The sequence below is a fragment of the Sphingomonas sp. G-3-2-10 genome, from assembly GCF_012927115.1.
Classification (GTDB): Bacteria; Pseudomonadota; Alphaproteobacteria; order Sphingomonadales; family Sphingomonadaceae; genus Sphingomonas.
On sequence record NZ_JABBFY010000001.1, the window covers coordinates 2,607,894 to 2,630,069 of the forward strand.

16 protein-coding genes are annotated in these 22,176 nt (G+C 66.3%); 2 read left to right on the top strand and 14 right to left on the bottom strand.

The features are described from left to right. Positions 1 to 100 precede the first annotated feature (100 nt). Both HHL13_RS13195 and HHL13_RS13200 read right to left on the bottom strand, forming a co-directional pair. Positions 101 to 3,940, bottom strand: a complete 3,840-nt coding sequence (locus HHL13_RS13195) for a hypothetical protein (protein WP_169556101.1) — start codon at positions 3,938 to 3,940, stop codon at positions 101 to 103. 3 nt (positions 3,941 to 3,943) lie between these two features. Beyond that, positions 3,944 to 4,606 (bottom strand): CHAP domain-containing protein, encoded by a 663-nt coding sequence (locus HHL13_RS13200; RefSeq protein ID WP_169556102.1) that lies wholly within the window; start codon positions 4,604 to 4,606, stop codon positions 3,944 to 3,946. A 210-nt stretch (positions 4,607 to 4,816) separates the two neighbouring features. Between HHL13_RS13200 and HHL13_RS13205 the strand changes: the two genes are divergently transcribed. Beyond that, a complete protein-coding gene (locus HHL13_RS13205) occupies positions 4,817 to 5,713 on the top strand; it encodes a LysR family transcriptional regulator (RefSeq protein ID WP_169556103.1) in 897 nt (298 codons plus the stop codon). 101 nt (positions 5,714 to 5,814) lie between these two features. On the opposite strand, the gene HHL13_RS13210 is transcribed toward HHL13_RS13205, so the two are convergent. From HHL13_RS13210 to HHL13_RS13220, 3 genes are all read right to left on the bottom strand, one after another. Beyond that, on the bottom strand, positions 5,815 to 8,880 hold the full coding sequence (locus HHL13_RS13210) for a hypothetical protein (protein WP_169556104.1): 3,066 nt from the start codon (positions 8,878 to 8,880) through the stop codon (positions 5,815 to 5,817). Between the two features lie 92 nt (positions 8,881 to 8,972). Then, positions 8,973 to 10,211, bottom strand: coding sequence for a CsgG/HfaB family protein (locus HHL13_RS13215; RefSeq protein ID WP_346775554.1), 1,239 nt, complete (start codon positions 10,209 to 10,211; stop codon positions 8,973 to 8,975). 71 nt (positions 10,212 to 10,282) lie between these two features. Next, the gene (locus HHL13_RS13220) at positions 10,283 to 10,831 is read right to left on the bottom strand and encodes a hypothetical protein (RefSeq protein ID WP_206376918.1); all 549 of its coding nucleotides are present in this window, start codon (positions 10,829 to 10,831) and stop codon (positions 10,283 to 10,285) included. 266 nt (positions 10,832 to 11,097) lie between these two features. On the opposite strand from HHL13_RS13220, the gene HHL13_RS13225 reads away from it, so the two are divergent. Further along, a complete protein-coding gene (locus tag HHL13_RS13225) occupies positions 11,098 to 11,970 on the top strand; it encodes a DUF4238 domain-containing protein (protein WP_169556106.1) in 873 nt (290 codons plus the stop codon). Between the two features lie 46 nt (positions 11,971 to 12,016). On the opposite strand, the gene HHL13_RS13230 is transcribed toward HHL13_RS13225, so the two are convergent. The 9 genes from HHL13_RS13230 to trbE form a co-directional block, all read right to left on the bottom strand. Further along, a complete protein-coding gene (locus HHL13_RS13230) occupies positions 12,017 to 13,972 on the bottom strand; it encodes a hypothetical protein (protein WP_169556107.1) in 1,956 nt (651 codons plus the stop codon). Positions 13,973 to 14,086: 114 nt separating this feature from the next. Continuing rightward, a complete protein-coding gene (locus HHL13_RS13235; protein ID WP_169556108.1) occupies positions 14,087 to 14,296 on the bottom strand; it encodes a DUF2274 domain-containing protein in 210 nt (69 codons plus the stop codon). Then, positions 14,293 to 15,501, bottom strand: a complete 1,209-nt coding sequence (locus tag HHL13_RS13240) for a TrbI/VirB10 family protein (RefSeq protein ID WP_169556109.1) — start codon at positions 15,499 to 15,501, stop codon at positions 14,293 to 14,295. The genes HHL13_RS13235 and HHL13_RS13240 overlap by 4 nt, the downstream gene beginning before the upstream one ends. Beyond that, on the bottom strand, positions 15,498 to 16,490 hold the full coding sequence (trbG, locus tag HHL13_RS13245; RefSeq protein ID WP_169556110.1) for a P-type conjugative transfer protein TrbG: 993 nt from the start codon (positions 16,488 to 16,490) through the stop codon (positions 15,498 to 15,500). The genes HHL13_RS13240 and trbG overlap by 4 nt, the downstream gene beginning before the upstream one ends. Continuing rightward, on the bottom strand, positions 16,487 to 17,170 hold the full coding sequence (gene trbF, locus HHL13_RS13250; protein WP_066798533.1) for a conjugal transfer protein TrbF: 684 nt from the start codon (positions 17,168 to 17,170) through the stop codon (positions 16,487 to 16,489). The genes trbG and trbF overlap by 4 nt, the downstream gene beginning before the upstream one ends. 6 nt (positions 17,171 to 17,176) lie before the next feature. Then, a complete protein-coding gene (trbL, locus tag HHL13_RS13255) occupies positions 17,177 to 18,628 on the bottom strand; it encodes a P-type conjugative transfer protein TrbL (protein WP_169556111.1) in 1,452 nt (483 codons plus the stop codon). 1 nt (position 18,629) lies between these two features. Further along, positions 18,630 to 18,983 (bottom strand): putative entry exclusion protein TrbK-alt, encoded by a 354-nt coding sequence (gene trbK-alt, locus HHL13_RS13260; protein ID WP_206376919.1) that lies wholly within the window; start codon positions 18,981 to 18,983, stop codon positions 18,630 to 18,632. Between the two features lie 11 nt (positions 18,984 to 18,994). After that, positions 18,995 to 19,744: a P-type conjugative transfer protein TrbJ gene (trbJ, locus tag HHL13_RS13265; protein ID WP_169556113.1), complete on the bottom strand. Its 750-nt coding sequence runs from the start codon at positions 19,742 to 19,744 to the stop codon at positions 18,995 to 18,997. Between the two features lie 5 nt (positions 19,745 to 19,749). After that, positions 19,750 to 22,176, bottom strand: coding sequence for a conjugal transfer protein TrbE (trbE, locus tag HHL13_RS13270; protein WP_169556114.1), 2,427 nt, complete (start codon positions 22,174 to 22,176; stop codon positions 19,750 to 19,752).

The following is a 22,176-nucleotide window of genomic DNA, read 5'->3' on the forward strand; positions in this document are numbered from 1 at the left end:
GCCTGCGCCAGTGTTGCCGCAGATAATCGATAGTAGCTCACTTGCACACGCGCTCATATGCGTCGGGAGGGTTCGACCGGATGGCGGAACTTGCGCCTGCTCAATTCCCAGCGTTCGCATTCTCACGACCGTCACTATGCCGCCTTACAACCGTCACGAGCGGATCGCCGAAGACGGTCATGGCGATGTCGTCGACCGGTCGTTGTCCGCGGGCGGCGCGCACGGCCTGGTTTGCCTCGAAACAGGCGTCGATGACTGGCGCACCCTCCGCCCACCGGTCGAGAAACGCGGGCAGCCACACCGGCGGAATCGACGTGTCGAGCGGCCAGGGCGGCGCTACGATCGCCCGGCATCCCCGATCGAGCAGTTGTTTTACCAGCCCGACCGTCGTGTTCGCGGCAGGATGCTTGTCGAGCCGTCCGCCCGAACAGACGAACAGGACGACCACGTTGATGTCCGAAATCTTACCCGAAAATGCCGAAGCAGCGAGCGCGAGATCGACATCGTCGGTGATGACCCGAAAATACTTCTTATCCTCGCCGACCCCGCCATGGGCGGCTATGATCGCCAGCCCGGAACCGGACATGTCCTTTGTCGGGGCCTCTCCTGTGGAGAGCGCGACGTCATGCTTGACCAAGCTGTCCTTCACGCGGTCGGCAAGGATGGCGAGCGCGGGTAAGCCCTCTTCTGGCTCTGCGTCGGGGATCCATGCCGTGATGCGATGATCTCCCGGCGGCGGAGTCTCTCGAGCGGCAGCCAACCATTCCAGAGACGGCGCGAGACACAGGCGATGCGTATAGCCCGCAAGCTGCCGTTCGACCTGAAAAAGGTTTGGCGGGAAGCCTTGTAGCTCGGCGCTTGCGACGATCACCGAGCGTGCGGGAAGCGAAGATAGGCCGAGTCTTTCGGTACTGACGTAAAAGTCCTGCGAGGTGTCACGCTTCAGATCCTGATAGGCGTAGGGGTATTTCGTACTCCATTCAGCAAGGGCTTGCGTTGAGAAGGTAGCGGCTGGCTCCACGGCGCAGCACGCTCCTTCGCCGCTGAAGACGACGCGGGTGAGGCCATTGTCCGCGCGGCCGAGCAGGACCACGGCCAGGTCGGAAACGGCGATCGCGCGTGCAGCTTCGCTGGGCGCGGCCGCATCGCGTAGAATTTGCCGGGCAGCACCCTTGTCGCCGGGAAGCCGCAGCGCATGGTCGGCAAGCACTTCGATGGCATAGGCAGCGTCCTCGGGCGCATCTTGCAGACCAGAATCGAGCAATCGGCTAGCGCCAACGGCAAGGTGCTTTACATCGAAGCCAATATCCCCGGCATTTCGCGCGACATCCATTCTGCTGGCAAGGCCGACAAGCGCCTCGACCGAGGGCACACGCTCGGCAGATATGTCGATCAGGCCTTTGGCAGCCTCGCCAAGTCGCTCCATGCCTGCGGCAATGCTCGCTTCGGCGGATGCGGGAATATCCACGCCTGCATCGCGCGCTATTCGCACGAGAGAGGCGAGCATCAATGTCGGCGGCGCGGCGTCGTCATTGGCATCTACGACCTGAACGACATTTTGGGCGGCGCGTTCGATAAGTTCGATGAGGATGCCGACATCAAGACTCGTCCGATCCAACTCGGCTAGCCGCATCTGCAGTTCGATCGAGTCGAGCCAGTAGCTCCGACTGGCTTCGATCCCGGCATGACGAAGGGCCTCCCGCGCCTTTTTCAGAATCGGCCCGGTAAGTGCAAAGAGCCCCAAGTCTCGAAACAGCCGCAGGGCCAGGTGGTTTTCGTACCACATCTGGTCCCAGTCCGCGGCCTCGTCGCATGCCAGCGCGCAGGCCAACCCGATCAGGCCTTCGAGAGTATTGCCGGTTCTCGCATAGATGTCACCGAAACTGTACCAGGCCACGCGTCTTCGGTGGGGATCGGCCCCGGCGACGTTGAGCGCCTGTTCAGCCAGATCACGAGCACGCTGGGTCAAACCCGCAAGCGAGAAGCGTCCGGCTACAGCGCGAAGTACGAGCAAGTCGGCGTCGGGCTCGTCGCCGAGCGGAGCGACCGCGGTCGCGACAAGCAAGCAATTCTCGATCAGTTGCTCGTCCGCTCGGTCGCTCATCTGTTCGCCGGCATGCTCTATGAGCCGCAAGAGCCCGGCGACAAGCTGCTCCGCCGGTGCTGGCAGTTCGTTCTTGGGCAGGCGCATCCGTCCCAGGATGATCGCAGGCTCGCGTGAAAAACGCTCGAGCGCGCTTTCGATAAACGGGACCAGCAGTTCAAGATCGCAGGCGCGTGCGCGATCCTCCACCGGCACACTGGGCCGAAGCAATAGGGGGCGCTGGCCGAAATCCAGGGCCACCTTCGCGATCACTGCGGCCCCCGTAACGCCGCCCAGAATCTCCGGTGACAGCAACCGGACCAGACGGAGTCGGGTCCACCCATCGGTCGGGTGCGAGGCGAGCCAGCGTATTGTCGCTCCGGTCACCGCAGCAGACATGTCGTTGTCGCAGCCCGGATCTCGCGTCAGGATGCCACGCTCGACCATTTCGAGCGCCGCCCAGAGCGTTGTCTCGTCTAACTCGCCGTCAATGGCGGGACCGGCAAGGAGCATATCGAGCGCATCAGCTCGGAGCCCCGAGGCTTCCATCGCGCCGGCGAGCGCACGCAGATTTTGCTCACGCCGGTCCGGCCATCGCTCATGCGCCTCGATTAGCAAGGTCTCGGGGTCTACAAGAGGGACGCCAAGCTTTTCCGCAAGCCAGCGCTGATAATCGGCTTCCTCCTCGAAATGGGCGTCGCCGGTTGCCGAGAGGGCGGCAGCTGCATCATCTCTACGGTTATTCGCGAGGTGGCGGTGGGCCTCCCGCTCCGCAAGAAGCCTCGATCGCGGGAAACGGGCATTGAGCGCGGCCTCAAGCACCGCGGCGCTCTCGGCGTCCTCGAGATTGTCGGCGACACGCAGTGCCTGCTGGAGCACCTCCACATGGGTTAGCGTGCCGAGAGCGCCGCGCAGCAGTTCGATCGCGAGCGCTTCATTTCCGACGGTCCGGGCAAGTTCGGCAAAAGCGAGTCTGATGCCGGCGGGCGCCGCGCGGATTAACCCGTCCTCCCGCTCCAACAGCGCCAGCGCTTCCTGCGGATTTCCGGCAAAGCGGAAGGCCGACATGCGTTCAAACAATTTTCGGTCGTCGGAGAGATCTTCCGTCGCATCGATCTCCGCGAGCGCCTCGCCAAGCGCTCCGGTTTCGGCAAGCTCGCGCCATCGCTTCGTCAAGGCAAACATCTGGAGCGGGGTGAGCTGCCCCAACGGCGCGCTGGCGACCCCGCAGTGATCGACCCCCAGCAATGCCTCCTGGTTTGATTCACGCTCAGGCCAGAACTCACCCGCGTCGAGCGCGACGTAACTGCCGGTTTCGCGTGCGATCGGCACCAGCACATTCGCCAGCGAGACGAGTTGCGGCACCCAGACATCCTCGGGCGCCTCGACGAGCTCGGGTAACGGCAAGGGCGAGCGATACGCGGCGGCAAGAGGAATGATGAACGTGATTCCTTCCGCGCCTCTGCTGAGCAGCAGGTCGCGGAGGCTGTCGGCATCCTGCAGAGCGGCGTTGACGAATTCGATCCTGGGCGAAAGAGCCGCTGGCTCATCCGCGAGGGTTTCCGGGCGCAGCACCAATGACCCGCGACGATAACCGTCCCCCACCCGTTCCTGCTCGGCCTCTCCACTGCCCGGCGGCAGCACCACGATGGTCCGCCTTACCAGCGGGCCGTCCTCGGTCCCGATCGCTACGTGATAGGCGGCGTGCTCACCGGCTCGCTCGATCGAGCCATTGCCAATGACAAAGAAGTCGCCGCCGGGGCTGACCCCGTGCTGCATATAAAAGCTGAAGATGCCGCGCGGCCCCACAACATCTCCACCGGCCTCTCCGGTTTCGCCAGCCAGATCCTGCGCCACGGCCTAGCGCACGAGTCCAAGATAGCGCGCGAATATCGGATCGCGCACCTTATCGGCAGGCAAGTCGGGATAGGCCTTTCGAATGCGGGTCAGCTCGATCGCGTGGCCGCGGAAGATCGTATCTGCGCGATCGAACGCTATCGCGTCGCCGGTCTTGTGAAACGGCGTGGATGCGCATTCGATGGTGTCGTAGCTCCCATCGACCCGGACGGCCGTTATAAGGGCAACGTGTCCGGGGGTGCCTTCGACACCAGGCGCGATCTGATAATTCGGATAGAGGACAATATCTCCTATTTCCGGGGCTTCGATGCGGGTGAAGAGCGCCTTGTCCGCCGTGGCGTCCTTGTAAATCTGATCGGTCCCGAGCTTGGTGCCGACCCCGATCTGCCTGGGCTTTCTTGGGAGACCGAAGCACCAACCGACGAAGCCGCTGCAGTCCGCATTATGACCCCGTGGCCAAGCCGCCAGCCGTTCCGACGGAGGCTCGGCGTAAAGGGCATATTTCGTGCCGCGCCGCTTGGCGGACTCAGCTCGCGCGAGCACTGTTTCAAGCGCGATCTTCGGCGCGCGCTGTGCGGCGGTTGCAGATCGTGAGCTTCCAGTGGCCATTAATGCCGAAGTTGCTGCGATCCCGCCAAGCACCGAACGACGATTTACCTGCGCCATCTCGCACCTCCCCATGTTTCCCTCGCATCATATCGCATCAGCGGCGTGATGATACCGGTAACGTGCGACCAATTCGGAAGTAATACCCAGCCTGATTTCCCAAGATTACCACCCCATTTCTTGGAATGGCTTCAAAGCGTTGCGCGCAGGATGGTGCGCCAGCGCGATCGCCAGCCGGACATCGGTGCAACGGCACGCGCAGGAGCGGGCATGATCGAGGTTCATTTGCTGCGCTACGCGCTCGCCGCCGCCGAAAGCGGCAGCTTCAGCCAAGCAGCTGACAGGTTCGGCATCAAGCAATCAACGCTCAGCAAGCGCATCCATTATCTGGAGGACCGGCTCGGCTTTGCGCTCTTTCGCCGCTCAAGCCGGGGCGTAGTGCCGACCGACCCCGGCATCGGTATCCTGCGCAAGGCGCGCCAGATCGTCGAGGACATCGACGCGCTCGACCAGGATTGCTCCGCAATCGCGCGGGGCACCGCCGGCGTGTTGCGGTTCGGCTTCCACGGATCGCTCGGAAGCGGCGACCTCTCCGCCGTTGTCCGGGATTTCAGGGCAGCCTGGCCGGATGTGGAGTTGGCTGCGCGCGAGCGCAGCCGAACGCGGTTGCTGCGCGCGCTGGAACGCGACCAGCTCGACTTCGCGCTGGTGAGCGGTCAGGCGCAGCGCCCCGGCATCGTCTCGCTGTCCTTCTGGAGCGAGCCGGTGGTGATCGGTCTGGCCCGTAGCGACCCGCTATGCGCCCGCGATCCGCTTTACTGGACCGATTTGCGCGGCATGACCTTCGTGATCAGCAAGGTCGATCCCGGCCCCTTTCTCAACGATCTTGTCGCCTCCCGGCTGTCGGGGCCTGGCTTCGGTCCGAGCGTTCGGGTCCAGGACGTGCGCCGCGAGAATCTGTTCACGTTCGCGGGTAACGGGTCGGTCGTCGTCACGACCGGGGTGGCGCGAGAAGATGAGGCGCTGGTGCTGCGTCCGGTGCATGACGCGTTCGGTGCCACCCATCTCGAACAGGCGATCCACTGGCGCAGGGATAATGACAGCGCCGCCCTGCGCCGCTTCCTGGAGATGCTTGCGCACCGCTACGGACGTCCGCTGCCGTCCTGATTCCCCTTGAAGATATTCGAAGGGCCGCCGCGCGAGGGGGGAGCGCGGCGACCCTTCCCGCTGACCGGCTGTCCCAGGGGGGGCGGGACAGCCGGCGCGGATCAGCGAAGGCTGGTGACGGTGTTGATCGCCTGGTTGCCGATCGCGACCGCACTCACCTGATTGCCGGTGAGCGCGAAGCTGCTCCCGGTCATCGCGCTAAGCGGCATGGTCAGCCGATTGCCGGTCGCGAACGCGGTCACCGGACCGTAATTGGTCTGGCTGCTGACAACCGCCACACTGGGCGGCGACCCGACGGACGACTGCGTCGCGGCGTTGGTCGCGGTGTTGCCATAGGCGGCGGCGGAAACGCTGTTGCCGCCGATCACCAGGGAGGACCGGCTGATGCCTGCGAGCGGTCCGTTGAACGCCGCGCCGATCAGGCTGTCCGAGGCCATGGCGGTTACGCTGCCATGGTTGGTCTGGGCGTTGAGCAGCGGGGCGCCGGCCTCCGCCCAGAGATTATAGCGGTCTGCCCCGGCCGACGCCGCAGCCATTGCCACGCCGCCGCGCACGACCAGTTGGTTGTCGGCGGCATTGCCGCGGGCGAGCGCGCTGGTGGCATTGTCGGCGATCGACACCGAGGACCCGTCGATCATCGGCGTCCCGGGGAAAGGCGAGACGCGATAGCCGGCGTCAAGCGACGCGCTCGCAGTGACATTGGCGGTGCTGAACTGCTGGTTGCCGAGCGCCGACGCCGCGCCGCCGCCCACGGCAGCGAATTCGACGACATTCGTCGCCCGGTTGGCCGCCGCCTCGGCGGTGGTCACATTGTCCTCGACCACGAAGCGCGAGCCGGCCAACCCGATGCCGCTGTCGGCATTCTCGATCGACGTGATGGCGTCGGCGGAAATGCCGCCGCCGGCAAATTGCAGATTGCCAAAAACATGGTCGCCCGAGACCGCGACACTGCTGCCGATCGCGAGCTGTGCGTTGCGGCCGGTAAGCGCGCCGCCATAGACAGCATCGAGCGAAAGCCGGTTGTCGGCCTCGTTGATGCCGGCATAGGCCTGGTTGGTATTGGCTTTCACCGACACGCTCGAGCCGTCCAGCGATCCCGGCGTGACCAGCGCCTGATAGGCATGCGCCTTCCCGATCACCTGGCCATATTGCGCCGAGGACAAGGCCGAGCCGGGCGCCGGCACGTCCGCCGCGCCGAGGCTGACCGCATCGACCGACAGCCGGTTGGCGACGGTGTTGCCGATGATTGTCGCGGCGACCTGATTGTCTTCGACGCCATAGTCCGAGCCATAGGCGCGGGAGTCTCCAAGCATCCCGAAACGGCCGGCGACAATGCTGTCGAGGCCGACCGCATCTTCCAGCGCGCCCGACAAGCCGAGCGTCTGGCTGCTGGCCAGCGCATAGTCCGCCGCGGCGCCATAGCCCTCGGGAAGCGGTCCCGAGACTGCTTCGTCGTGACCGCTGCCGTTGGCGAGGCCGGTGCCCGTCACGTGCATGCTGTTCGACGCCGAATTGCCGATCGCGGTCCCGGTCAGCGCATTATCCCGGACCGACAGCTCAGAGCCGAGCACCGTCGCCGGAAGCGCCAGGACCGTACCGAGCGGTGCGAGGCCATTGCCCGCTTCCACCCGGATCCCGCCACTGCCGCTCTGGATATTGTTGAGGTCTGCGCTGGTTCGTAGCACGGGTGCGGCGAGTGTGAGCCCGCTGGTCGCGCCATTGCCCGTCGCCGCGACGCTGACCGCATTGCCGTCGGCGGCCAGTGCCGAGCGCAGGACAGGACCCGCCGCGCCGAGCTTGAGCGCGCTGGTCGAGACCGCGGCGATACGGGCCTCGCCGAAGTCCTGGACATTCTGGACACTGAAGGCGGCGGTCACGCTCGAGCTGTTGTCGTATCCGCTCGATGCGGTACCGACAGGTCCTGATCCCGGAAGGCCGACGGTGTCGATGTCGGTCGCCTCGACGCTGAGCAGGTTGCGCTCCGCGAGATTCGCGATCGCGACGGCGCGTGCGGTATTGTCCGACAGCGAAGCCTGCGCCTCCGACATGGTCCCCAGGATGTTGGTCCGCATGCCGCCGACGGTATCGGCCCTGATGTCGATATCTCCGGAGCGCTGCACGCTGGTGATGTTGGCGACCGCGCCGCCTCCCGAGACCGTGCCGATCCGCAGCGACATCGCATTGTCCGACTGGCTGCCGTAGCTGCCGGCGACGAGGGCATCGCCGTCATGCTGCGCGCTGGACCGCGAGAGTTGGCCAAACACCACCAGGTGGAACGGGTCCGACTCGTCGTCATCGCCGGCTCGAACCGTGACGGACCCGTCCTGCTGCTGATGGCTGAGCGTCGCGAAAGTCGCCGAGACGGCGGGGTTCCCATCGGACGGAACCAGCGACGCCGGTGCGCCACCATCCGCGCCCCGTGCATTGGTGCCGGTTACGGAGAAGTCGCTTGAGAACGCGTTGCCATAGCCGAGTGCGCGGACGAGATTGTCCGTCATCGCGATATCGCTGTCGAAGGTCGCCCCCACGCCGATGCGCATCGCGGCCATGTTCGTGGCAGTGACGGCCGATCGCCGGTCGTTCGACTGGAAGCCGAGGATGCCGCCCGCAGCCGGTTCCTGCAGCCCCGCCAGGGACAGCGCCGCGGCCGCGTCGTTGCCGAGCGCCTGGGCATCCAGACGGTTGTCGGCAACAGTGATGCGGTTGGCATGGCTGGTATCGGCGCTGATCGCGAGGACACCGTCGGTGCTCAGCGCGGTCGTGGTGGCGGCCATGCCGCGCTGGGTCGTGACAAGCAACGCGGCACCGTCGGCGACGATGCCGCCATTGCCCGACGTGAGTTCGGTGGTCCGGCGCCAGCCAGCTTCGGACACTTCGGTGGCGAGCTTGCTGTCCGAACGGTTGGCGCGCACCGAGGTGGTAACTGCGTTGGCGCGCAGCGCGATATCGGAGCTCTCGGCCGGGGGCGCGGCGGTTACGATTTCGAAGCCGCTGGTATCGGCAAGCGCGCGGCTATGGTCGGCACGCTGATGGCTGGCGGCGACGCGCGTGCCGTTGACCTGATCGGTGGACTGCGCGGCGGCAGGCGAGACGGCAAGCATGGCGGCGAGCGCTGCGGTGGCGCCGCCGATCATCAGCGCGGTGCGGGAATGAGCGATACGGGACATGGGGGTTACTCCAGTTGAGGATGAAGGCAGGCAGTGAGTGAAGACTGAGCTGTCGGGTCGGCGCCTCCCTGAGACGTGAGGGATCGAGCCGCTCAGCCGCCGATGCGGAGGCGAGCGAGGTTCTGGGCGCCGGCTTCGCCGCGATGCAGGGTCGTGTCGGACGGGGCCGGCCGCCAGCGCAGCGCGATCCCGGCCTTGCCGACGCCCCGGGCGGCCAGGGCCGCGACCACCGCCGCGATCCGCTGGTCGGTGAGCGCGTCGCGCTTTGCCGGTTCGAGCACTTCCACGTCGCGCGCCGCGATCCGCACCTCGACCGGCGCCGCGCGCGCCGCGCCGGCGACGCGGTCGAGCAAGGCCAGCGCCGAACCGCCGAGATCGGAGGACCCCGGCTCGAACATCAGCGCCACCCCGTCGCCGGTTCCCGAGCCCGGCTGCGCCGCGGTGTTGAGCGCCTGCGCGGTCACGACCGCGCCCTTCGAGACGGGGTCAGCGCGTTCGGCAAAGCCAATGGGCGGAAGCGAGATCGCAGGGTTCCAAGACTGCATCGCAATGCAGCCCTGAGCATCGACGCCAGCGACGGCGCCCACCAGCCGCATCGTGGCTTCCTCGAGCGTGGTCCGGATGCCCAGTTGCAGCGGCTCCTGCCCCTTTGCGCCGAGGTTCACGTCGAACAGCTCGGACCCGAAGAAGCGGAAGGTGTTGAAGCCGACCTCATAGCCGGTGAATTGCTTGGTGAGGCTTACCGTGCGGGCGACCAGCAGCGAGCGGGTATCAACGATCCTGAGATCGATCGCGACCGACTGGGTATAGGTGCGGACCTTGGGCCCGACCTGCCCGACCCGCACTTCTGCGCCGCCCGAGCGGATATTGTAGTTGAGCTCGGTGATGCCGCCGACGATGTAATAGTCCGAGGCAGCGATGCTCCCGCCATAATAAGGCAGCCACGGAACGTTCGACGCGCCAGTAGCGCCGCTCACGCTATGGGCATTGCCGTCGCCGAGCTGACGGCGCTCGGTGTAACCAAGCTCACGCTCGCCGATGGTCGGGTCGAAGCGTTCGGCGAGCGTGACCGGCCCCGCCAGCTTGCCGAGCGCCGATGCGACCATCAGCGCGCCGCCCTGGGTGATGGCGGTGCCTTCGCTGACCGAATATTTGCCGGTGAAGTCGCGGACGTCGCCGACCGCAATCACCAGTCGGTCCCGCTGCGCTGCCGAGAGCTGCGCGCTGAAGCACGCAAGCGCGGGGTCCATGGGCGTGCGGTTGTCGCGGGCAGCGGCGCCGATCAGCACCGGCTCCTCGCCCGGCGCCAGGCGCTGCTGCTTCAGAGTCACGCATCCTGCTAAGGCAGGCAGCAGCAGAGCGGACAGGAGCAAGCACGTACGGCTCGATAAAGGCGGCGCCATCAGTTGAGCGCTCCGAAGCCGCAGGCGGTGCTACCCTGGACGCTGGCACGCTGGTCGCCGCCATTGGTCTGCGAGGAGTTGAGCGCCTGCCAGGCCGGGCCGTCGGCACTGGCGCCGGTGGAGCCGATCGCAGTCGATGCGACGGGACCGCTATTGTACTGATCGAGCGCGAGATTCGCCCGGCTCTCACCCGAGGCTGAGCCCGCATTTCCGGTCGCCGCCGAATTGGCGCCTGTCACGCTGGGCGAATTGGCGATGGCGCTTTGCGCGCCGCTATTGCCGACCGCGCTTGCCGCGACCGAGCAATTATACTGGCGCGCGATGGTCGTGTTGTAGACCGGCGGCGCATAAATACCGGCGCGGGCCCGTGCGATCAGGTCGGCCATCGCGGCGCGGGCAGCGAGGTCTTGCGGGGTCTCGAACTGCCAGGCGCGATTCTCGCCAACCTCCTGCGCGAAGGCCGGACCGGCCGCAAGCGATGCGAGAACTGCCGCCGCCGCACTCAGGCGCAGCCCGCTGAACCCCGAAAATTCGAACCCCTTGATCATGACGATGCTCCTTTCGCCGGCGCGGAAGCGCGGCGTCGGGAGCAAGGAAGAGAAGCGCAAAGGGCTGGGCCGCAACAGCAATCGGCGGCCGTCGCAGCGTGGCGTAGAAGTAGAAAGCTATGGCGGTGGCGAGGGTCCGGGCAGTGCGCGCCTGGAATCCAAACGCCGCTTCGATTTGGCGGGACAGCAACCGCGAGTCGCGTCGGCTGGAACCGTCAGCGCCTGCGAAGCTTGCGAGACTTCGGACCGGGCGTCATCCTCGCCTTGTGAAGCATCATTATGTTCCGCAATTCCTGCTGCGGCGCTGGGCGAACGCTCAGGGCAAGGTGCAGAATCTCAGCGTCCGCCACGGCCGCCTGGTGTGCAGTGCCCGGATGCCCGAATATACCGGCTACGAAAATGGCCTCTACGCAATCGTCGCGAGCTCGCTTGGACTATCGCCCGATCATCTCGAGCGCAGCTTCTTCAGTCCGATCGACAATGATGCGGCCAAGGTGCTCGAAAAGTTCGAGCAACACGCCGAGATCACCGCCGATGAGCATCGCGCCTGGACCTTGTTTCTCAGCTCGCTGCGCATCCGTCAGCCCGACGTGCTGGCCCATCTGCGCAAGCAAGGCATAGCGCTCCTGAAGGCGACGCTGGCGGAGCGCGACAAGGATACGCTGCCGGAAGGCTGGCCCTCGACCGAGGAGTGGTTCGCGCAGAATTTCCCCGGCGCGCTGGACGCGGCGCCGCTGCTGCACTGGCTGCCGGACATGATCCGGCAGGACGGGGTGATGGATGCGTTCGCCGGTCTCAGATGGTGGTTCCGCGAGTTCGATTCGGCCGGCCCCAGCCTTCTGCTTTCGGATCTGCCGATCCATTGGGAAGGCGGCTTCCACCATCCCGGCTTCATGATCCAGCTGCCGGTCGGACCTCACCGCGTCTTCTTCGGCGCCCGCTCGGCCGAAACCGAGCAGTTTCTCGACCAGCTGCCGCCAGCCGATCTGATTGAGCGGATAAACCGGACCTCGATCGCCGCATCGGCACAGCGGCTCTGGGCCTTGGACAAGGAAGAAGCGTTGGCCCTGATCGGGGCGAACCTCGATATCCTGGGAGCCAATGTCACGCCGTTCGGATCGATCATGCCAACCGGCTGACCAGCGTCAGGTCACGTCGATTAACACAACACGCACTCCGGAATCGTCAACGATCCCCGCTGCGCGGTGTTATGCCGACCTGAACCTCGACGGTTGGCAGCTCCAAGAGCCGGCGCGGCAGGCAGCCAGGCCTGCCCTCGGCCTTTTCCACCAGCGCGTCGTAGGGGTCACCTACCCGGAGCGCGAGCGCGTCGTAGGTCAGCCAGTCGGCAAGCGAACGGGATGCGGTGGCAACGACTTCCTTCCGCAACCTCGTCCCGGATCCCCTATGCTCAGATAGGTCGGCAACAAGCTGCGTCGGGATCACGGGAACGCCGCGGCCGAACAAAGGCGGTGCGAGGAAGAAATAGACGCTCGAATCGGTCTGTGCCTGAAGCGCGAGCCGCTGCTCCCGGTGGAGCGCAAAAGAGGTCTGCCAGGTCGGCTGCACCTTCGCCCTTCTGTTTCGATAAAGTCGCTTGGCCTGGATGAGCGTGACGCGCCTTCCCAGCGAGATGCCGTCGAGCATCGGATCAACGATCAGGCAAAGGTCGGCCGAAAAGCTCTTGGCTCCCTTGATGCCCTTGCGGCCTTCCTCGGGCCGATCGACGTTGCGGTATCGCATGCTCACGGAAGCCCGATGCGGCGCCGCCGAAGCGCGAGCGAGCGCTTCGAGTGTATCGTCGAGCGCGGAGAACCGGGTCGAGAGGTCGCGAAACAGCGTCGCAAGAAGGCGGTCTTCGCCCTCGTCGCCATGCGCATCATATTCGCTGGCGACATGGGCCTCTACTCGAGAGATCGTGTGCTCGATAAGTCGTTCGATATTGCGGTCGCCTAGCCAGGTGCGGGGAAACTCGCCCGTATCCGGCGTCCCGCTTTCCAACGTGACCAAGCTCCCGACCAAGCTATTGGTGCTGGGAAGGACGGTAGCCATCGGCAGGTCGCTGAACTTGGCCGCGCGGACTGCGCGCGCGGCGTATCGGACGAGATCGACCGGATGGCTTTCGAGCTCGATCAAAAATTCACGGTCATCGGCATGGACAAGCGCCACCGCTGCAAATTGCGCCAGATCGGCAGCCTGACCGCTCGGCCACCACAGCAACGCCTCGATCGCCGCTTGTCGAAGGTCGGCATCGTCTCCGATCAGCTCCTGCAGGCTATCGACATAGGCGGCACGGGTTTCCGCCGGCCGGGACAGGAGATCCGTTTCGCCATAGCCTGGGCGATGCTGGACCAATTCGAGCAGCATGACGGCCAACGCGCGGACCTTGGTCTGTCCTTCGATGGCGCGCGCCATTTCATCGCGGGCTGAAACGAGCAGTCGAGAATCCGATTGCAGTTTCGGGATTTCGAAAGCTGCATAGGGTTCGGCATATTCCGGCCGGACTCTAAGGATCGCCATGAGGACGGTCCAGGGAGTCCAGCCAACACCGCGACCGATGGCGGCGAACAGACACGTCGCAACGTTGCGTTCGTCACGCCCTCCGATCGCCGCGATCAGGGTGCGCGCCTGAGCCTTGGTCTTTACCGCCAGTTGGGAGAGCAGGTCCTCAAGCCACAAATTCTGTCGGTTCGTGCCCTTCAGCTCGTCCGCAAGTCTGGCAATAAAGAGCGGTTCGTCGGCCAGGCGCGGAAAATGCTCGAAGAGCGAATATCCCAAATGCCGTTGCGCGGCATATGCGGCGAGCGCCGCTTCGAAGTATGACCAGCGCCGTTCGACATGCTTTACGATTCCTGCCCGCAGCGCTTCATCGCGGCCTGTCGAACGATGGTCCTTGCTCGCCTCGAGCAGCTTGAGGACAACATTCAGGTCGACATGCGCGTCAGCGGTTTCCTGGGCGAGGGCCGCGACCGCCTGCTCCAGTTCGTTGAATGACGGCACCCTACCACTGCTCCCTAGATTGAGGATGCGGCGTACACGATATCGGGGCCGACGGTCAGGGAGCAGCGTGTCGATAACCGCGACCAGCATATCCTCAGCGGTCGGCGGCTCGTCGCTTGTCGCATCTTCGTCCGCCAACACTCGTCTCTCCCTGCTCGATCACACATTTTGCGGATCTTGGCAGGCGGATACTAGGCCGAACGAAGATGATTGCGACTCCTCAGCTTCCGAGGTCTGGCGATTACCGCCCGATCGTCATCGCCTGATCTTCGTGAACTCGCGATCGGTCGCCATGAACTGAGCGAGCATCGGCACGACGAGCTTTGCGGGGCCCTGCGAGGCCTGTCCGGTCTCCGCGGCGTGCGCCTCTGCATAGGCGGTCAGATCGCGATAGACATCGGCGGGCATGTCGATCGTGACCTTCACCGGCTTGTCGTCTGCGATGGGGCCGAGCTTGAGCGTCATTTCGAGCCCCCATCGCCCGAACCAAAAACGATATCGCGCGTCACGATCACGCGCAGCTGAAAGCCCGGCCGGATCGTCAGCGTCGGTTGCACGCCCATCTGGCGCCGGACGAGATCCTGGCCCGTTCGCCCGATCGATTGCGCGCTTCCCTGCCGCAAGGCCCGGACGAGGTCGTCGTCATCGCTGTTACCGACTTCGGTTCCGACGCTGAGCAGGGTGGAGATCAGCGCGGCGCGAAGCATCCCGCCCCAGTGCTGGTTTACGCGGTCCTCGAGACCCGAATAGCCGGCGACGTCCGCGCCCGGCAATCGGTCGAGCTGGATCGAGCGGCCGTCGGGCAGGATGAGGCGGTCCCAGGCGAGGAGCACGCGATTCTGGCCGAACGAGACCTGCGAGTCATATTCGCCGATCAATCTGCTGCCCTGCGGGATCAGCAAATACCTGCCGCTCACGCTGTCGTAGACATTCTGGGTCACTTGCGCGGTGATCGTGCCGGGCAGGTCGGAGCGGATGCCCGTAATCAGCGCCGCGGGAATGACGCTCCCCGCCAGGACGGTGTGAGGCGAGGCTGGCGCGACGCGGTAGCTGCTCTGTGTGGGACCATTGCCGAACCCCCGCAGGAAATCGCGCTTCCCCGACGGGTCCGTCCCGGCGTTCGTCGAGCCCGGTGCAGCTGGGACCGCGGCAGCGCCGGCAGGCGCGGGCGCAGACAACGACGGGGCTCCCGCCACAGGCATGGATGCAGCGGTGCTTTCCCCGCCCGCAAAGACCTTGCTGGTGCGCGCAGCGTCACGCTCCTGCCGCACCCGATCGCGCGCGGCCTGGGCAGCGTCAGCGCCTGCGGCCGGCCCCGGCGCCGGCGCACCCATCGGCGGCGGCGAGACGTCGACCCCGCGTTGTTGGGCGGAAAGGATCGGGCGGCCGAGATCGCCTGGGAGCGGCGGGCCGAGCTTGGGCACTTGTGAATAGTCCTTCGGCGCACCGGCGAGGTTGTCCGAGGTCGCACGGTTGTCGGTCGCATAAAGTTCGGTCTGACCCTTGGGCGCCGAGGGCTGGAGCGCGTAGATCAACGCACCGCCAATCCCGGCAGTCGCGACCAGGCCGACCGTCGCCAGCGCTTTGCGCGACAGTCGCATCACGCGCGGCGGGTCGCCGCGCAGGCGCAGGTCTGCCGCGCCGATCGAAGGTTCGGCGGACGCGGTCATTTCGACTTCTCCCGGCGCGCGGGATCGAGGCGAAGGATGCGGACGCGTTGCTCGGCCTTGCCGCCGCCTAGGCGCATCTCGGCGCCCGCGAACAGGCGATCGACAACCAGATAGCGGCCGCGCACCCGGTAATTGACAAGCTCGCCCTCGCCCTTGGCGCCGGCAATGAACAAGGGCGGAAGGTCGCTCTGGCCAACGCTCCGCGGCAGCTCGATGAACACCTGGCGGCCATCGTCGAACGCGCGCAGCGGACGCCATGCCGGCCGGTCGCCTTCTATGCGGTAGCGGAAGTCGAGCGCATCGATATCGATGTTGGGCACGACCGGCGGCGCGTCCGCCGCCTCGCGATTGCGCGCCGCGAGCGCGATCAACGCATCCTGCGGATAGGTCCAGGACACCGACGCCATATAGGTCTCGGGTGTCGAGTGAAGTTCGACGTGGTAGGTGCGGCGGTCGGTGTTGATGACCAGGTTGGTCACCAGACCGCTCCTCGTCGGCTTTACGAGAATGTGGACGCGCTGCGCGACCCCGACGCCGCTCACGGTATCGCCGATGATCCAGCGGACCGTATCACCCGCGGCGACCGGACCGGGGCCAACCAGCTGCTCGCCCTCCTGGAGAGCGATGTCGGTGACTTGCCCGGGCGCGGTGTACAGCTGATAGAGGGCGCCTTCGGCCCAGGGATAGAGCTGGATCGCATTGAGGAAGCCTTCGCGTACCGGCTGCATGCGCGCGGCGGCATTCGCCGTGCCGATCCGCGCTCTCGGATCAGCAGGCTCGCGCGCGGCCGGGGACGATACCGGCTTCAACTGCCCAGGCAGCGGCAAGGGCTCCGGGATACGAACGATCTCGACCGATCTGGGCGGGTCGGGTTCGGGCACCGCAGCCGGCGCGGCGTCGAACGCCAGCGGCGGGGTCTGCGCGTGTGAAGCGGTGCAGGCGGCGAGCGGCAGGGCCGCTAGGACCAGTGCCAAACGGATGGGGGTCATTGCGAGAGCTCCTTTGACCAGTTGAGGGCATTGACGAAGACGCCGAGCGGATTCTTGCGCAGGGCATCTGGCGTGCGGGGGGTCTGGATCACTACGGTCGCGATCGCCGACCAGCGTTCGGTGGCGGCGAGGCTGCCGTCCTGATAGCGGCGCTCAGTCCAGGAGATCCGGAAGCTGTTGTCCGAGGCGCGGATCACGCTCGATACGTCGACCGCCACCTGAGACTTGCCGACCTGCGCGAACGGGTCGTTGTTGCGGGCATAGTCGTTGAGCGCGAGCGCACCCTTGGCGGTGGTGAAATCATAGGCTCTCAGCCAGCTCTGGCGCAGCACCACGGGGTCGGCGGGGATGCCGCGGACATTCTCGATGAACCGCGCCAGATGATAGGCGATCTGCGGGTCGCTCGGCCGATAGTCGGCATCGGCGGGAGCGACGGCCTGCGCCTCGCCCAGCTTGTCGACCTGGACGATCCACGGCGTGATCGTGCCACGCATCGCCATCCCGATCAGACCGGCAATGGACAGCGCCAGGAGTGCCAGCGACGCGAAGCAGGCGAGCCGCCAGCTGCGGGCCTGGACCCGGCCCGAGCCGATCCGGTCATCCCATTCCTGCCCAGCGCGCTGGTACGGCGTTACGGGTTCCGGCGTTGCGCCGTAGCGCACGGTCGATCGTCGAAACATGATGATTTACTCCTTGTCGGTGACGCTGACGGAGGCCCCGGGGCCGCGGCTGTCGCCGCCTCGCAGCGTGTGGGTTGCAACGTTGGCGCCGTGGACGATCGCCTGGTGGCGACGCATCGATTTGGCCCAGGCGGGAGGCTCGCTGCGCGGCGTGTCCGCTGCGGGTGGCGGCGTGGATGGGGTTTCCTCGGCCTGCCCCGTGGCAGCAGCCGTGGGCGTCGCTTCGCTCTGGGGCATCGGAACTCCGCCGCTGTCGCGCTCGACCGGGCCGGCGCCGGTCTGAGGTTTGGGGGCGCCACCCGAATCGCGTTCGGCCGGTGCCGGTGCGGGCGATGGTGCCGCGGCGCTGCCCGAAACCGGGGCACCGCTGCCGCCGCCCGATCCGCCAGTGCCGCCGCCGGAAGCGCGGCGAAGCGGCGACATGGCGCTGTTGGCGGCTGTGCGGCCGACATTGCCGAGCCCGGATGCGACACCGGCGATGCCCGACTTGCCTTCGGCACCCGCGCGATAGGCGCTGGCTGCCGTGCTGACCGTGCGGCCCGCACCCGCCAGCGCGCCGCCTGCGGCGCCCAGCGCTGCGCCACCGGCGGCGGCGCCTGCCGCGACCACGCCGCCTGCGGCAAGTGCGGTGCCGGCTGCTGCGCCTGCGCCCAGCTGGGGACCGCCCGAGACGATGCCGCTGGCAATGCCGGGTCCGAAAATGCCCAGGCCCAGCAGGCAGAGCGCGCCGAGCACGATCGCCATCGCGTCCTCAATCGTCGGCTGGGCGTTGCCGATGGCGTTGGTGAATTCGGAAAAGAGCGTCGAGCCGATGCCGATGATGACCGCAAGGACCAGGACCTTGATGCCCGACGACACCACGTTGCCGAGCACCCGCTCGGCCATGAAGGCGGTCTTGCCGAACAGTCCGAACGGAATCAGCACGAAGCCGCACAATACCGTCAGCTTGAATTCGATGAGCGTAATGAAGAGCTGCACCGCGAGCACGAAGAAGGCGAGCAGGACGATCACCCAGGCGAACAGCAGGACGACGATCTGAATGAAGTTCTCGAAGAAGCTGATGTAGCCCATCAGCCCGGAGATCGAGTCGAGGATCGGCCGGCCGGCATCGAGCCCAACCTGGGCGACGCGCCCCGGTTGGAGCAGCTCGGCGGTCGTGAACCCCGTACCGGAGGCTTTGAGGCCAAGGCCGGCGAAGCTCTCGAAGACGATCCTCGCGAGCATGTTCCAGTTGCCGATGATGTAGGCGAAGATGCCGACAAAGAGCGTCTTCTTGACGAGCCGGGCGATGATGTCGTCACCCTCGCCGAAGGTCCAGAAAAGCGCCGCGAGCGTTACGTCGATGACGATCAGCGTCGTCGCGAGGAAGGCGACTTCGCCCTGGAGCAGGCCGAACCCTGAATCGATATAGGAGGTGAAGACCTCCAGAAACCGGTCGACGACGCCTGTGCCGCCCATGTCATTGCTCCTGTTGGAAGGTGGCGGTCGCGTCGTTCGCGCCGATCGCCGATTCGGAGGACTTGCCCGGCGCATCGCTCGGGTCGGGCTCGGCCGGCCGCATTCGCCGCTGCCCGAGGAACCGCTGGCGGTTCTCGGCCCAGGCTGCGAGGCAGCCCGGGTCCGAGCCCGCCGCCTGCCCGGCCAACTGGCAGCTCCTGAGCTTTGCCTGGAGCGGGTCTGTGGGCAGGTCGGTCGAGAGCATGGCGGGTGGGGATGCCGGCTTCGGCTCCTCGCGCAGGGCGAGCAGGCCCATTGCGACAGCGACGCCAAGGCACGCAAAGGCGCCGATGCGAGCCGGAAGCCGGACGTTCACCGCACCGGCCTTTAGCGGTGAAAGATCTGAACCGCGGTCGGCTGGTAGCCGGTCCCGGGCGCCAGGAATCGGCGCAGCTGCTCGCGGGCCTGATCCTGCGCGGCGGCACGCTGCGACGCTTCGAGCGCCTGGGCGCGTCCTTGCGCGGCGACGACCGCAGTCAAGTCGGCGAGCTGGCGGGCCTGGAGCGCGAGAAGCTGGTTGCCGGCCTGTGCAGCCTGGAGCGCGCCCGATGCCGACTGGCTGGAGCCGACGATCCGGTCCATCGCGTCGCGCGCGCCCTCGATGTTGCCGACGACGCCGGCTTGGACCTTCAGCGCATCCTCGAAGCCGGCGACCGTGTCTTCCCAGCGGGCGCGGGCATTGTCGACCAGCGCCTTGTCGGTCGCCGACACGGGCGTGCCACGGTACCGGCTCGTGAAGGCCCGGTCGATCGACTGGACCGAATAGGCGATGCGCTGAGCGTTCCCGAGCAGCTGCTGCGTCTGGCGGACCTGCGACTGGAGTTCGGCCAGCGCGGAGGTAGGCAGCGACGCAAGGTTCTTGGCGTCGTTGATCAGCGACTCCGCTTCGTTCTGGAGCGATTTGATCTGGTTGTTGATCTGTTCGAGCGTGCGGGCTGCGGTAAGCACGTTCTGCGAATAGTTGGTCGGGTCGTAGACGACCCCGCCGAACTGGGCGTGGGCGGGGGCTGCGGCGAAGCAGAGCAGCATCGCAGTCCCGGTGGACAGCGCGAGGCGGCGAAGCGACGAGATACGCATGGCAATTACTCCTGGGCAGTGAGGGGGAGAAGATCCGCGGCCCAATCGAGACCGCGGGCGCGCAGCCACGCGGCGGCGAAGCCGGCGCGGCCATGGGCTTCGAGAAGTTCGGCGATGCGGCGCTGGTCGGTGCGCGACGAAGCGGCCGCGAAGGCGAGCGCGACCTCGCCCAATCCAAGATCGAACAGGCGGTTGCCGCGGCGCGACTGACAGTAATAGTCGCGCTTGGGGGTGGCCCGGGCGAGGATCTCGATCTGGCGATCGTTCAGACCGAAGCGCCGATAGATGGCGGCAATCTGCGGCTCAAACGCCCGCTCGTTGGGGAGGAAGATGCGGGTCGGGCAGCTTTCGACGATCGCCGGGGCGATCGCCGAGGTTTCAATGTCGGCGAGGCTCTGGGTCGCGAATACGACGCTCGCATTCTTCTTGCGCAGCGTCTTGAGCCATTCGCGCAGCTGGCTTGCAAAGGCCGGGCTGTCGAGAACGAGCCAGCCTTCGTCGATGATGATCATCGTCGGCGCGCCGGTGAGATGGGCCTCGATGCGGTGGAACAAGTAGGAAAGCACGGCAGGCGCCGCAGCACTCCCGACCAGGCCCTCGGTCTCGAAGGCCTGTACGCGCGCCTCGCCGAGATGCTCAGACTCGGCATCGAGCAGCTGGCCATGCGGCCCGCCAATGCAGTAAGGTCCGAGCGCCTGCTTGAGCTGCTGCGACTGGAGCAGCACCGCAAGACCAGTCAGGGTCCGCTCGGCCGCCGGCGCGGAGGCCAGCGAGTTCAACGCGGCCCAGAGATGCTCCTTGGCCTGCGGGTCGAGCGGCAATCCTTCCGCGGCGAAGATCGCGGCAAGCCACTCGGCGGCCCAGCTGCGCTCGGCCATATCGTCTATCCGGGCGAGCGGCTGGAGCCGGACGCCGTCCGCAGTCTCGTCCTGCGGCGCATGCCCGAGATCCTGCCAGTCGCCGCCCATCGCCAGCGCGGCGGCGCGGATCGACCCGCCGAAATCGAACGCGAAAATCTGCGCATTCTCGTATCTGCGGAACTGCATCGCCATCAGGGCCAGCAGCACTGACTTGCCCGCACCGGTCGGGCCGACGATCAGCGTGTGGCCGACATCGCCAACATGGAGCGAGAAGCGGAACGGCGTCGAACCTTCGGTGCGCGCGAAAAAGAGCGGCGCCGCGTCGAAATGGTCGTCGCGCTCAGGGCCAGCCCAGACCGCTGAGAGCGGCACCATATGCGCGAGGTTGAGCGTCGAGATCGGCGGCTGGCGGACGTTCGCGTAAACATGGCCGGGCAAGCTTCCAAGCCACGCTTCGACTGCGTTCATGCCTTCGGCGATTACGGTGAAGTCGCGCCCCTGCACGACTTTCTCGACCAAGCGGAGCTTCTCGGCCGCGAGACCGGGATCACTGTCCCAGACGCTGACCGTGGCGGTGACATAGGCCTGGCCGACAATGTCGCTACCCAGCTCCTGGAGGGCGAGGTCGGCATCGGCCGCCTTGTTCGATGCATCGCTGTCGACCAGCACCGACGCCTCGTTGGTCATCACCTCCTTCAGGATCGCCGCAATCGACTTTCGCTTGGCGAACCACTGGCGGCGGATGCGGCCGAGCAGCTTGGTCGCGTCGGTCTTGTCGAGCGTGATCGCGCGGGTGACCCAGCGGTACGGGAAGGCCAGCCGGTTGAGATCGTCCAGCAGCCCCGGAAAGGTCGCGCTTGGAAAGCCGGTGACAGTCAGGGTCCGCAAATGCTGGCTGCCCAGGCGCGGTTCGAGGCCGCCGATCAAAGGCTCGTCCGCGAGGATCGCGTCCAGATACATCGGCGTCTCGGGTACGCGGACCCGCTGGCGCTTGGTCGATATCGTCGAGTGCAGGTAGGTCAGCGTCGCGCCGTCATCGAGCCAGCCGGTGTCGGGCAGGAAACCTTCGAGCAGCTGCAGCAGCCGCGCGCTGCGATCGACGAAATTGGCGAGCAGCTCGTTTGGATCGACGCCACTTCGCGCGCGTCCCTCGTAGAGCCAGCCTTCGGCGCGCGCGGCGTCCTCGGCGGGCGGCATCCATTGCAGCGTCAGGAAATAGGCGCTTTCGAAATGCGCGCCTTCCTCCGCAAACTGCTCGCGGCGTTCGCGTTCGACCAGCGCAGATGCCGGGTCGGGAAACGCGTCCTGCGGATAGTCCCGGGCGGGCACGCGTTGCGCCTCGACGAAGATTGCCCAGCCGGAACCGAGCCGACGCAAGGCACTGTTGAGCCGTCCGGCGGTGGCGACGAGTTCCGAGGGGGTCGCCGAATCCAGATCGGGACCGCGGATCGCAGCGGTGCGCTGGAAGGACCCATCCTTGTTGAGCACGACGCCTGGTGCGATCAGCGCGGCCCAGGGCAGGAAATCGGCAAGGGTCGCGCCGCGCGCACGATATTCGCGGAGAAACATCAT